The sequence below is a fragment of the Corynebacterium sp. H78 genome, assembly GCF_037572275.1.
Classification (GTDB): domain Bacteria; phylum Actinomycetota; class Actinomycetes; order Mycobacteriales; family Mycobacteriaceae; genus Corynebacterium.
Genome location: NZ_JBBHKX010000002.1, coordinates 813,883 through 826,152 on the forward strand (window position 1 = coordinate 813,883; position 12,270 = coordinate 826,152).

General features: G+C 57.4%; 12 protein-coding genes. 10 read left to right on the forward strand and 2 right to left on the reverse strand.

Annotated features, from left to right (window positions below; genetic code table 11):
- Positions 1-64 precede the first annotated feature (64 nt).
- The 7 genes from mqo (at position 65) to WG934_RS04830 (ending at position 7,021) form a co-directional block, all read left to right on the forward strand.
- Entirely contained in the window at positions 65-1,561 is a 1,497-nt protein-coding gene (mqo, locus tag WG934_RS04800) for a malate dehydrogenase (quinone) (RefSeq protein WP_339978116.1), read from the forward strand.
- Between the two features lie 88 nt (positions 1,562-1,649).
- Positions 1,650-2,879 carry an ATP-binding protein gene (locus tag WG934_RS04805; protein WP_339988926.1) on the forward strand — a complete coding sequence of 410 codons (1,230 nt, stop codon included), beginning with the start codon at positions 1,650-1,652 and terminating at the stop codon, positions 2,877-2,879.
- Positions 2,830-3,639 (forward strand): vWA domain-containing protein, encoded by an 810-nt coding sequence (locus tag WG934_RS04810; protein ID WP_339988928.1) that lies wholly within the window; start codon positions 2,830-2,832, stop codon positions 3,637-3,639. The genes WG934_RS04805 and WG934_RS04810 overlap by 50 nt, the downstream gene beginning before the upstream one ends.
- A 24-nt stretch (positions 3,640-3,663) precedes the next feature.
- Positions 3,664-4,284: a cob(I)yrinic acid a,c-diamide adenosyltransferase gene (cobO, locus tag WG934_RS04815; protein WP_339988929.1), complete on the forward strand. Its 621-nt coding sequence runs from the start codon at positions 3,664-3,666 to the stop codon at positions 4,282-4,284.
- Positions 4,278-5,672, forward strand: a complete 1,395-nt coding sequence (locus WG934_RS04820) for a cobyrinate a,c-diamide synthase (protein ID WP_339978123.1) — start codon at positions 4,278-4,280, stop codon at positions 5,670-5,672. The genes cobO and WG934_RS04820 overlap by 7 nt, the downstream gene beginning before the upstream one ends.
- A 10-nt stretch (positions 5,673-5,682) precedes the next feature.
- Complete coding sequence (gene cobA, locus WG934_RS04825; protein WP_339978124.1) at positions 5,683-6,810, forward strand: uroporphyrinogen-III C-methyltransferase; 1,128 nt, start codon at positions 5,683-5,685, stop codon at positions 6,808-6,810.
- Positions 6,800-7,021, forward strand: a complete 222-nt coding sequence (locus tag WG934_RS04830) for a hypothetical protein (RefSeq protein ID WP_339988931.1) — start codon at positions 6,800-6,802, stop codon at positions 7,019-7,021. Before cobA ends, WG934_RS04830 begins: the two co-directional genes overlap by 11 nt.
- Before the next feature lie 43 nt (positions 7,022-7,064).
- On the opposite strand, the gene WG934_RS04835 is transcribed toward WG934_RS04830, so the two are convergent.
- The gene (locus tag WG934_RS04835; RefSeq protein WP_339988932.1) at positions 7,065-7,799 is read right to left on the reverse strand and encodes a YaaA family protein; all 735 of its coding nucleotides are present in this window, start codon (positions 7,797-7,799) and stop codon (positions 7,065-7,067) included.
- A gap of 62 nt (positions 7,800-7,861) precedes the next feature.
- Here WG934_RS04835 and WG934_RS04840 point away from each other — a divergent pair, with 62 nt between their 5' ends.
- Together WG934_RS04840 and WG934_RS04845 are read left to right on the forward strand one after the other, a co-directional pair.
- Complete coding sequence (locus WG934_RS04840) at positions 7,862-8,689, forward strand: Fpg/Nei family DNA glycosylase (protein WP_339988934.1); 828 nt, start codon at positions 7,862-7,864, stop codon at positions 8,687-8,689.
- A 25-nt stretch (positions 8,690-8,714) separates the two neighbouring features.
- Entirely contained in the window at positions 8,715-10,490 is a 1,776-nt protein-coding gene (locus WG934_RS04845; RefSeq protein ID WP_339978130.1) for a proline--tRNA ligase, read from the forward strand.
- Positions 10,491-10,534: 44 nt separating this feature from the next.
- Here WG934_RS04845 and WG934_RS04850 read toward each other — a convergent pair whose 3' ends face one another.
- Complete coding sequence (locus WG934_RS04850; protein ID WP_339988935.1) at positions 10,535-11,605, reverse strand: DUF4439 domain-containing protein; 1,071 nt, start codon at positions 11,603-11,605, stop codon at positions 10,535-10,537.
- Between the two features lie 98 nt (positions 11,606-11,703).
- Between WG934_RS04850 and rimP the strand changes: the two genes are divergently transcribed.
- On the forward strand, positions 11,704-12,270 hold the full coding sequence (gene rimP / locus WG934_RS04855; protein WP_339988936.1) for a ribosome maturation factor RimP: 567 nt from the start codon (positions 11,704-11,706) through the stop codon (positions 12,268-12,270).

A 12,270-nucleotide genomic window follows, 5' to 3' on the forward strand; every position in this document is an offset into this window, starting at 1 on the left:
GAGTGTCAGTCCGAGAACGCTCCGGCGTTGCTCGGCAAAACAAGCATGAAGGATGTTGACAGCTATGGCTGAAAGCAAGCTTCCTGTCACTGCTAGTGACGAAGTTGATGTTGCCCTAATCGGCGCCGGTGTAATGAGCGCGACGCTTGGTGTTCTGCTCAAGGAGCTCGAGCCAACGTGGTCTCAGGTAGTGTTCGAGCGTCTTGATCAGCCCGCTGAGGAATCCTCGTCCCCTTGGAACAACGCAGGAACGGGTCACTCCGCGCTGTGCGAGCTGAACTACACCCCAGAGAAGAACGGCCAGGTCGAGTCAGCGAAGGCTGTAAAGATCAACGAGCAGTTCCAGGTTTCTCGTCAGTTCTGGACGACTCTGGTTGATCGTGGTGTCATTACCGATCCACGCGAGTTCATTAACGCTGTGGACCACACTGCGTTTGCTCAGGGTGCAGATCAGGTTGAGTTCATGCGCCGTCGTTACGAGGCACTGAATAAGCACATTCTCTTCGAGGGCCAGGAGCTTATCGAGGACAACGACAAGTTCTCTGAGTACTTGCCTCTGATGGCTGAAGGCCGTGACTTCTCCACGCCAGTGTCGGTCATCAAGAACCCGAACGGCACCGACGTTAACTACGGAGCATTAGCAAAGCAGTATCTCGCTGCAATGTCGGACCACGGTACTCAGATCAACTACGGCACTGAGGTCAAGGGCATTGAGCGCCAGGGCGACAAGTGGGCTCTGAAGGTCAAGAATGTCCACACTGGCGACGTGCGTGTCGTTCGTGCGAAGTTCGTCTTCGTAGGCGCTGGTGGCCAGGCTCTGCCACTGCTGCAGAAGTCCGGTATCCCAGAGATCCGTGGTTTCGGTGGCTTCCCAGTGTCGGGTCAGTGGCTGCGTTGCACCAACCCAGAGATCATTGAGAAGCACGATGCGAAGGTCTACGGCAAGGCCTCCGTTGGTGCGCCACCAATGTCGGTTCCACACCTTGACACCCGTATTATCGACGGCAAAAAGGGTTTGCTGTTCGGCCCATACGCTGGCTGGACTCCAAAGTTCCTGAAGCAGGGTTCCAACCTGGACCTCTTCAAGTCCCTTCGTGCACATAACCTGCCTTCGATGGTCGGCGTCGGCCTGCAGGAGATGCCGCTGACGCAGTACCTCATCAGCGAACTGTTGAAGGACGAAAATGCACGCGTCGAGGCGCTGCGCGAGTACATTCCAAACGTTCGTGCAGAGGATTGGGAACTGATCACCGCTGGCCAGCGTGTTCAGGTCATCAAGCCTCAGAAGTTCCCGAAGATGGGCTCCCTCGAATTCGGTACGGCAGTCGTGAACTCCCAGGACGGCTCCATTGCAGGTCTGATGGGCGCATCCCCAGGTGCATCGATTGCTCCTGCAGTCATGATCTCCTTGCTGGAGCGTTGCTTCGGTAACCGCATGGGCGACTGGGCTCCAAAGCTGAAGGAAATGGTTCCTTCCTACGGACGCAACGTCAACGATGATCCTGCTCTGTACCGCGAAGTATGGGACGCCTCCCAGAAGGCACTGAAGCTTGAGCGCTAACACTCGGTAAGTATTTGCGCATACTTCGTACCCCATCACTGATCACCACTGCGAAAGCTGTGGTCGGTGGTGGGGTACAACTATTGATATGACTTCGCACACCGCTTCCTTTCCAGATACCTCGGCCCGCCCAACAGCTGCAGGCGCTGTACCTGGTTTCCCATTCACCGCCATTGTTGGGCAGGAGCGGCTGCAACTCGCATTGATTCTCACGGCGATCTCGCCGGAAATTGGTGGAGTCATTGTTCGTGGTGAAAAGGGCACCGCTAAGACCACAACCGTGCGAGCTCTGGAACCCTTCTTGGATGGACAACTAGTCAACCTGCCGCTGGGAGCCACGGAGGATCGAGTCGTCGGTTCGATCAACGTTGAATCGGTTTTGACTACAGGAAAGGCAGAGTTTCAGCCTGGTCTACTCAGCGCTGCGAATGGCGGCATCTTGTACGTCGACGAAGTGAACTTGTTGCCGGACCATTTGGTAGATGTGCTTCTCGACGCCGCCTCAACCGGCCGCATCACCGTCGAACGTGATGGAGTGTCATTCGTGGAGCAAACTAGGTTTGTTCTCGTTGGCACGATGAACCCCGAAGAGGGAGAACTTCGTCCTCAGTTGCTTGACCGTTTTGGTCTGGCCGTGGACGTTGTTGCGTCACGGGAGCCGTCGACACGCGTGGAAATTGTGCGACGCCGATTGGCCTACGACAGCAATGCACGTACTTTCATTAGCCAGTACGCCGATGCTGAGGAAGCGACACGCCGTCGTCTCGTGCGGGCGAAGGCGCTGTTGCAGGACGTAGAGCTGGACGACGTTGCACTGGGACGCATCGCGAGTTTGTGCGCTGCATTCGATGTTGACGGTATGCGTGCAGATTTGGTCATTGCTCGAACCGCTCAGGCGCATGCCGCGTGGCGGGTGGCGGCGCACGAAACTGACGCGAACGATATTTCCACTGATGACTCCAGGGTTAGCTCCAAGGACACCCCGAACGCCTCCGAAGATTCGAGGCTGCAAGTAACCGACGACGACATTCGCATTGCGGCGGAAATGGCGCTGCCGCATCGTCGTCGTCGCGATCCTTTTGATGAACCTGGGCTCGATGATCAACAGATCGATAATGCGATGGAGCAAGCTCGCGACGACTTCCCAGACGAAACTGAAACGACGGCGCCACAGGAACCTGATTCCATCCCGGAAGAATTGAACCCCGAAGATTCTGCGCACAATCCGGCAGAGTCGGAACCACAAGAGCTACCCTCCCAGGGGTCTGATGGAAAGGCAGGTAGCGCTTCTTCAGGCGCTCCCTTTCCGCGTTCGTGACTTCGTTGTCCCAGGCGCTGGCGAGGGCAGTGCCGGTAGGCGATCAAAGGCACTCGGACCACGGGGATCCACCGTACGAAGTACTGCCAGTGGCCATGGCATTCATATTCCCGGGACGGTGTTGGCGGCGGCGGAACGGGGTGCTGCAGTTACTAACGGCATGGTGCCGCTTGTCGCTGATGACTTACGCGGCGCCATTCGACAGGGCACCGAATCGAATCTGATCGTGTTCGTCGTCGATACGTCAGGATCGATGGCTGCGCGAAATCGCCTTAGCGCAGTGACCGGAGCCGTCACTTCGTTGCTTCGCGACGCCTACCAGAAGCGCGACAAAGTCGCTGTGGTGACGTTTCGTGGTGACAAAGCGACGACGGTCCTGCCTCCGACTCGGTCAACGGACATTGCTGCTCGTCGTCTTGACGGATTACCAACTGGCGGGCGAACTCCTCTTGCCGAGGGATTACTGGAAGCCGATAGGCTCATTGCTCGCGAGCGTAGAAGGGAACCCAGTCGGCGAGCACTGCTCGTCGTGCTGTCTGACGGTCGCGCGACCGGGCGCGGTGGATTCCAGCGTGCAAAAGCTGCTGCAGGTTCGATTCGTCGACAGGGGTTGGCAGGAGCTGTGGTCATTGACTGTGAATCTGGTCGCGTGAAATTGGGGCTGGCACATGAATTAGCGCGGCATTTGCAAGCTCCATGCGTGGCATTGGATGCGCTCAATGCGGATGCGGTCGCGGGAGTTGTGCGCTCAGGGCTTTAGCGGAAATGGCTACGATAGTTAGCTATGGCACAGGGCAAAGTAGATCCAGCAAATATTCCTAACGACGGGTTGACCACGCGACAGCGTCGTCAGTTACCGATTACCGCAGTTCACACAGGTGAAGGCAAGGGTAAGTCAACGGCTGCTTTTGGTTTGGCGTTGCGTTCATGGAACGAAGGCCTAAGTATCGGAATTTTCCAGTTTGTGAAGTCCGCGAAGTGGCGGATCGGTGAGGAAGAAGTCTTTAAGCGTCTCGGCCAGATGCATAACGAAACAGGCGTTGGCGGTGCCGTGGAATGGCACAAGATGGGCGAGGGCTGGTCGTGGTCGCGGAAGACGGGCACGGAAGCAGACCATGCTCGAGATGCCGCTGAAGGCTGGGAAGAGATCAAGCGTCGCTTGGCGGAAGAGCGCCACGACTTGTATATCCTCGACGAATTCACGTACCCAATGAAGTGGGGCTGGGTTGACGTTGACGATGTCGTCGCAACGCTTGCGAGCCGTCCAGGTAAGCAGCACGTTGTGATCACTGGCCGCGATGCTGATCCGAAACTGATTGAGATTGCCGACCTCGTGACTGAGATGAAGAAGATCAAGCATCCAATGGATGCAGGTCGCAAGGGGCAAAAGGGAATCGAGTGGTAAGTTCCGCCACACCAGGCATCGTCATCGCCGCGCCAGCATCCGGCACCGGCAAGACAACTATTGCAACCGGGCTGATCGCAGCCCTGGCCCGATTTACCGAGGTCGCACCGTTCAAGGTCGGCCCCGACTACATCGACCCCGGCTATCACACACTCGCTGCAGGGCGTGTTGGCCGAAATCTCGATTCCTTCATGTGCACGAAGGACCTCATCGGCCCTTTGTATGCTCACGGTTCAGCTGGTTGTGAAATCAGCGTAGTCGAAGGTGTCATGGGGCTTTTCGACGGTCGCATCGGGCCAGATCCGCTTCATGCAGACGGCTCGACCGCTGAGATCGCAGCCCTGTTGGGTATGCCAGTGATCTTGGTGATTGACGCCCGCCATATGAGCCAGTCTGTGGCCGCACTGGTCCACGGCTTTGCCACGCTTGACGAGGATGTCCACATTGCGGGCGTCATCGTGAATCGAGTGGGCTCTCCACGTCACGCAGACATCATGCGCAGCTCCATTGAAGCAATGGGGATTCCAGTACTGGGAGCTATTCCGCGCGTCGACAACGTTGAGGTGCCATCGCGACATCTCGGTCTGGTCACTGCAGCCGAAGGCGGTAGCGTCGCGTGTGAGGCTGTGCAGAGCATGGCAGACCTCGTGGAAGAGCATGTTGATATCCAGGCTCTTTTGGCTTTGGCCACATGCACCGTTTCTGCCGAGCCATGGGATCCGGTGGCCGCGATGGGCAGGTCAACCGCCACTGAGCCGGGGGCAGGCCCCACAATTGCAATGGCTGGCGGTCCAGCTTTTACCTTCAGCTACGCCGAACATGTCGAACTTCTCGAAGCATGTGGTGCACGAGTAGCTGTCTTCGACCCACTCGTCGACGACTTCCCGGAGTGCGACGGCCTCGTTGTGCCAGGTGGTTTTCCGGAGGAGCACGTCGACAAGCTTGGGGCGCGCACAGACTTGGCTGCGCAAGTGCGCGAGGCCGTTGCCCGGGGAATCGCCGTGCACGGAGAGTGCGCTGGCTTGCTGTGGCTGCTCGATTCACTCGACGGGTATCCAATGTGCGGCGTATTGCCTGGTGACGCCGTGATGAGCCGGTTGAGCCTGGGGTATCGAGATGCGGTGGCCGTGACCGACTCTGCATTGGCCACGGCGGGGACTCGGTTCCGGGGCCATGAATTTCATAAGACGCAACTGACTGAGGGCAGCGTCGACAAGCTGCGTGCCGCCGGATTCCGTCCGGCATGGGGCTGGTACGACTGGCAAGGTGCGCCAACAACCGAAGGTATCGTTTCTACAGACGGCCGAATCCACGCTTCGTACCTGCATATCCATCCGGTGAGCGCGCCACAGGCTATTGCTCACTTTGTGGATACCTGCGCGGGGTAGAGTGACATGTATGAGTTTGGTTCTGAAGGGGTGCGGTGTACTGGTTATTGGTGGTTCTACCAGCGCAGAGCGGGTAATTCCACGATTCCTAGATGCAGGTGCTGAAGTAACAGTATGTGAAGGTGGCGAAGTAACAACCGTCATCGAGGCGTGGGCAGGCGAAGGCCGAGTTTCCCTGTACCGAACTTCTTTTACCCCTGCCATGAGTTGGGGCAAAGCGCTGTTGGTCTGCTGCGACCCTAATCTGTTGCGGGAAGTGTCGTTGGAGGGGCGTCGGGCTGGAATTCTTGTCGATGATGAAACAGGCGGTACAGCACCGATTACGCCTATGGCAGTGACGGGTCGTCGCGCGTCGCGTGCCGGCGAATTGGCGGGCACTGTTGCATTAGTTGGTGGTGGTCCTGGTGACCCGGGATTGATTACAGTTCGCGGTCGACAGCTGCTTCGTGTCGCCGATGTCGTCATTGCCGACCACTTGGGTCCGCTGTCGCTGCTCAGCGAGCTGGAACCAGATGTGGAAATCATTGATGCCGCAAAGCTCCCGTATGGTCGCGCAATGGCACAGGAACGTATTAACCAGTTGTTGGTCGACCGGGCCAAGCAGGGGCTTTTCGTGGTCCGACTCAAAGGTGGGGACCCATACGTTTTCGGCCGTGGCTTCGAAGAATTGGAAGCTTTGCGGGAAAGTGGAGTGCGAGTAACCGAGGTTCCTGGCATTACCTCGGCTATTTCCGTACCAGCTGCAGCCGGTATTCCAGTGACGCGTCGTCGAGTCAATCACGACCTCACCATTGTGTCCGGCCACGTACCACCAGGTCACGAATACTCCTTGGTGAACTGGGATGCATTGGCCCAAATGACCGGCACGATTGTTGTCATCATGGGAGTGAAGAACGGGCCTAAAATTGCCCAGGCATTACTTGATGGTGGTCGCAGCGCGTCGACCCCAGCTGCGATTGTTCAAGAGGGAACAACGTCGAACCAGCGGACTGTCCGTTGCGAGTTGAAGGATCTCGGGGACGCTCTGGAATCCAACGAGATCAAGCCACCTGCGGTTTTGGTCATCGGAGAAGTGGTCAAACTGAGCGACGATGATGTTGCCGATGCACTTCGCGAAAGCGGTATCCATGAAGGATAAGCTGCTAAGCCTTCTTAACAATGAGCAGTTTCGCAGCGCGGTATGGATGTTCTTCGCCGTCGCTCTTGTTGGCTACTTCGGCATCATGCTGATCTTGCGTTTCGCGCTTGGTTCGGGCGGGACTGGGCTGGTCGACGTCATTGTTGCGACGATATTCGCTCTCGTCGCGGCCACAATCGCTGCCCGTAAGCGCTACCAGGATGACATTTAGTAGCGTCTCGGGCTAGGAATGGGCAGGCCGTTAGAGCCGGCGGCTAATCGACAACGATACGAATGTGGCCGTCTACTACCGAAGCGTCCATACCAGCCTCGCAGGCAATCTCAACGGCATCCTCAACAGTTGTTGGGGGAGTCGAGGCGAGCACCAGCTCTCGGGCTAACACACCCTTGTGGTGCTTATTGAAATGGGACACTACCTTGCCCTCCCGCGTGACGACGGTTGCCGTTACCGCACTCTTCACCTTCCCAAGGTTGAGGTACGTGCCGGAACGAAGGTCGATGAGAAACGCCTCGTCAGCGAGAGCTTCAGTGATCGTCGACCCCCAGCGCGCACGCATCGTTGGCGTAGTCGAATCGGGGGAAGCTCCTCGCCGTGGAAGTTTCGTTGTCCCGGACAACCGATAGTGCGGAATGTGGTCCTCAGCTCGTACCACTCCGAAGAGGGCGGACCCCACCGCCAACTGGGCACGTGCCTGAGCGGGAAGTGTCTTCGCATCAAGAGCGTCAAACAACACTCCTGTGTAACGATCAAGCGCGGGCATCGTTGGAGCCGTGAGCAACTCAGCATTCGCAGCGACCTCGCTTGCTAGCTTCGGCCCCAATTTCAAGACGCGCATTGCCTCATCGGCATCGTCGGCAAGCTGCACCAGATCCTGAGCGATGTCAGACCTAGTGGCAGTGAGAGTGGGAAACGATAGCGCCGAGAATTCGAGCGGTGCGCCGTTTCCGCCAACGGCTTTAGTTTCGGATGGTGGAAGGACGATCAGCATGGGAACTGATAGTAACCGATAGTGTATGCCTTTGAGTTTTGGCCAAAAGGTACGATGGGGCTATGCCAGAAGGTCACGTCATTCATCGTCTTGCCCATGAGCTGAACCACAGCTTCGCCGGTCATCGGGTGCGCGTGACCAGTCCGCAAGGGAGATTTGCCTCTGAAGCTGCACGTCTCGACGGCTCGATACTGCACCACGCCGAGGCATGGGGAAAACACTTGTTCATCACCTTTGATGTCGATGCTCCGGCCAATATTGTGTATATCCATTTGGGGCTAATTGGGAAGTTGAAGTTTGAGCCAGCTGATGTACGAGCAGGGCAAATCCGGCTGCATATCGAGCATAAAGAAATAGCGGCCAATCTGCGTGGACCACAATGGTGCCGACTGGTCTCGGAAGTGGAGATGGAGGGTGCCGTCGCAAAGCTAGGTGCCGACCCGCTGCGGGAGCACAGCCCTGAAAACGCAGGGAAAGTGGAGGCGGTAAAGCGAAAGGTGCTCCGCAGCTCACGCCCAATTGGCGCGCTGTTGATGGATCAAAAGCTGTTCGCTGGTGTCGGTAACATCTATCGGGCAGAGACACTCTTTAGGCTGGGGATCTCTCCCTTTCTGCCGGGGAAGAGTGTGCAGCCGGAGGAGTTCGATACGATTTGGGCTGACCTCACGAAGCTGATGAAAGAGGGCGTTGTCACTGGTCGGATCGATACGGTGGCAGCCGAACACACGCCAGAAGCGATGGGCCGTGCGCCACGAAAAGACGACCACGGCGGGGAAGTGTACGTATATCGCCGCCTCGGTCAGCCGTGCTACAAATGCGAGACGCCTATTGCAGAAATGGTGATGGAAGGGCGAAATCTGTTTTGGTGCCCGACCTGCCAACAGCAGTGAATGACGGCGGGGTAATATCCCATTCATGATCACGCGTATGTCTCAGCTCTTCCTGCGTACCTTGCGGGACGACCCGGCTGATGCCGAAGTACCAAGCCACAAGTTGCTCGTTCGCGCCGGATACATCCGTCGCCACGCACCAGGAATCTACTCCTGGCTGCCACTCGGTTTGAAGGTCCTGCGCAACGTGGAAACTGTTGTGCGTGAAGAGATGGAAAGCATTGGCGGACAGGAGATTTCCTTCCCAGGCCTGCTTCCACGTGATCCGTACGAGGCGTCTAACCGCTGGACTGAATACGGCGATGACTTGTTCCGTTTGAAGGACCGCAAGGAAGCGGACTACCTGCTCGGGCCTACGCATGAAGAGATGTTCGCGCTCGCAGTGAAGGATCTGTACAACTCGTACAAGGACTTCCCAGTGACGTTGTTCCAGATTCAAACGAAGTACCGCGATGAAGCTCGTCCGCGAGCTGGCATCCTGCGTGGCCGTGAATTCATCATGAAGGATTCGTATTCCTTCGATATGGATGACGAGGGTTTGAATGAGTCTTACCTGAAGCACCGTGGCGCTTATCAACGGATTTTTGATCGCTTGGGCATCGAATATGCGATTTGCGCAGCGACATCCGGCGCTATGGGCGGTTCTGCCTCCGAAGAGTTCTTGGCAGTGAGCTCGAACGGTGAAGACACGTTTGTGCGCTCCACAGCCTCTGATTACGCGGCGAATGTGGAAGCTGTACAGATCCCAGCACCGCAAAAGCAGGCCATCGATGACAAGCCTGATGCGGTTGTGCACACCACTCCTGACGCGACCACGATTGAGGCCCTCGTTGAATGGGCTAATTCGGAGGCTGCTGGTCTTGGCCGTGAAGTAGTGGGTGCAGACACCCTGAAGTGCTACATGATTGCCGTGGACCGTAAGCAGGTCGACAAGAAGGGCAACCCACTACCTGAAGAAATCATGGGTATTGGTGTCCCTGGTGACCGCGCTATCGACGAGAAGCGCTTGGAAGCTGCTTTCGAGCCAGCAACTGTTCGTGCGTTGGACGAACGTGACTTCGCTGAAAATCCATTCTTGGTCAAGGGCTACATCGGCCCTCGCGGTCTCGCTGCGAACGAGGTTCCGTTGTATGTCGACCCTCGCGTGGTTGAAGGTTCCGCGTGGATCACTGGTGCTGATGAGGCAAACAAGCACGTTGTTGACCTCGTCTGTGGCCGTGACTTCACCCCAGCCGGCATCATTGATGTTGCCGAGGTTCGCGAAGGCGACCCTGCACCAGATGGTCAGGGCACCCTGACTCTGGAGCGTGGTATCGAGATTGGGCACATTTTCCAGCTGGGTCGCAAGTACACCGACGCGTTTGAAGTCGACATTCTCGATGTCAACGGCAAGCGCGCCCGCCCAACGATGGGTTCTTACGGCATTGGCGTATCGCGACTGGTCGCGGTTCTCGCAGAGCAGTACCTTGATGAGCGTGGCCTGCGGTGGCCCGTGGCTGTAGCTCCGTACGCAGCGCACGTCGTCATCGCCAACAAGAATGCTGAAGCTGCGGCTGCAGCGGAGAAGCTCGCCGAAAGCTTGGATTCTTCCGGTGTCTCCGTGCTTTTCGACGATCGTCCGAAGGTCAGCCCGGGCGTAAAGTTCAAGGACTCCGAGCTGCTGGGAATGCCGTTTGTGGTCATCGTCGGTCGTGGATTTGCGGACGGCAAGGTTGAGCTTCGTAACCGCCTGACTGGCGAGACAACCGAAATCGATTACACCAGTGCTGCTGACACCATCGTCAACTTGGTGAATGCGTAACTGAGTACACCACTGGGAGCCCGCCGACTCATGAGAAAAACTGCTTAGGAGTTGGCGAGCTCCATGCCCGGAAGTGGCGCTTCTGGGTTACCTGCAAAAACTTCTGCACCCGCTTGCGAGATTCCTGCCGCCTGTAGCGCGAACAGTCTCGCCTGCGGGTGTTTGCATTCCATGACGGCAGTACGCCATGCCGTAGCGCAAGCGCCTTCTAGTGCAGCAGCGAAACCAGCTGCATCGTCTTCCGGCTGAGGTGCAGATTTGACTTCGATGTAGCCGGGTTCGGCAACTGGTGGAGTGGCGTTGCATGCGGTAAACACGGCAAGTGCGTTGTCGCGCAGTTGACGATGCCTATCTGCACTGGTCATCGTTGATTCGCGGTACTCTTCGGTTATCCGTGGCGCAGCCACACCCATCCCGTAAATGAGTGCAAACTCAGCGGTAAGCGCGGTAGTGAGGTGTGGCAGATCGTCGTGAAGTTCAGCGGCCGCGAGGGGAGTGCGAGGTACGAGATCTTCCCATTCGACGTCCATTGCGCGGAGAACCAGTACCAGCCCACCGTCAATGGCAGCGGCGAGAAGGGTCTCGTAGTCCTCGCTCAGTGACTTCTTCTTCGCGAGGGAATCCAGCAGGGACGCTGACGAGCGAGAATCACTCAGTAGCATCGCCAGGGTAGAGTCCGCTGGCTGCGCTGCGGTGGAACTCGCTGGGGAAGATGTGGCCGTCGCAGATGTGGCCGCGGATGTCGCCGTTGAGGCGGGCGAAGCGTCGGCTGCTGGTGCTGGTTTAGCTGCAGGCGCAGGCTTTGCGATGCACTCCTCATCAACGCTGCCATCGTCATACGTGCCACACACTCGTCGGATCTCAGTGCTGAGGACGCCTTCGTGCTCACTGCGTGCGTGCAGTGCTGCCGTGATCGCTTCCGCGTACTGACCGTTGGGATCGAGCTCGCTAGTAGTGCCGGACAACATCTCGATATCTCGGATTGCCAGCGCCCAGTGCGCCTCGAGCGTTGCGTCTGCTTGTGGACCTTTGACGACGTCACATCCCGACAACGCGAACGCGGCCCCTCCTAGAGAGACCGCTGAACCGGCAAGAAATACACGACGAGAAATCACGCACTCTATCGTGCCACGATCCGCCCGGACTGCACCCGTTGGCTCACCCGGAAACGGCGGATTCTTGTGGAAAGCTCTTCGTGGCTAAACTTTCAGGCATGGCTATCCCGTCTGCAGAAATCCTCGAGTCCATCCTCGCCCCAGTTGTAGCGTCTCTCAACCTTGACATTGAAGGTGTCAAGGTGGTTCGAGCAGGACGTAAGTCCCAAGTAATTGTGCTTGTCGACGGCGACGTGCGACCAGATTTGGACACCATTGAAGAGGTCACTCGAGAGATCTCGCAGGCTTTTGATGCTGCGGAGGCTCGGGGTGACGCTGATTTCGGGACGCAGGAGTACACCTTGGAGGTGTCTACACCAGGCATCGATGCTCCGTTGACGGCTCCACGTCATTGGAAGCGCAATCGGAACCGGTTGGTGCAGGTGCGCTTGGCGGATGGCGCTCAGATTGTTGGGCGAATCGGTGCGCTGAACGACTCTGACGATAGCGTGATTTTGGTGACAACTTCGGGCACTAAGGGCAGGAAGAAAGCGCTTCTGTCGGTTCTCGAATTGGAAACTGTAGGCCAAGCAGTGGTACAAGTTGAGTTCTCTGATGTTCCCGAAGCTGAAGCTGAGCTTTCGGGTCTAGAATTTGATGATGCCGTTTCTCGGCTGGAGGATTAA

Bases quoted from the DNA above. Each gene is read 5' to 3' on its own strand.
- cobO (WP_339988929.1), top strand. From the start codon at position 3,664: ATGGCACAGGGCAAAGTAGATCCAGCAAATATTCCTAACGACGGGTTG.
- WG934_RS04830 (WP_339988931.1), top strand. From the start codon at position 6,800: ATGAAGGATAAGCTGCTAAGCCTTCTTAACAATGAGCAGTTTCGCAGC.
- mqo (WP_339978116.1), top strand. From the start codon at position 65: ATGGCTGAAAGCAAGCTTCCTGTCACTGCTAGTGACGAAGTTGATGTT.
- WG934_RS04840 (WP_339988934.1), top strand. From the start codon at position 7,862: ATGCCAGAAGGTCACGTCATTCATCGTCTTGCCCATGAGCTGAACCAC.
- WG934_RS04810 (WP_339988928.1), top strand. From the start codon at position 2,830: ATGGAAAGGCAGGTAGCGCTTCTTCAGGCGCTCCCTTTCCGCGTTCGT.
- WG934_RS04835 (WP_339988932.1), bottom strand. From the start codon at position 7,799: ATGCTGATCGTCCTTCCACCATCCGAAACTAAAGCCGTTGGCGGAAAC.
- WG934_RS04845 (WP_339978130.1), top strand. From the start codon at position 8,715: ATGATCACGCGTATGTCTCAGCTCTTCCTGCGTACCTTGCGGGACGAC.
- rimP (WP_339988936.1), top strand. From the start codon at position 11,704: ATGGCTATCCCGTCTGCAGAAATCCTCGAGTCCATCCTCGCCCCAGTT.
- cobA (WP_339978124.1), top strand. From the start codon at position 5,683: ATGAGTTTGGTTCTGAAGGGGTGCGGTGTACTGGTTATTGGTGGTTCT.
- WG934_RS04805 (WP_339988926.1), top strand. From the start codon at position 1,650: ATGACTTCGCACACCGCTTCCTTTCCAGATACCTCGGCCCGCCCAACA.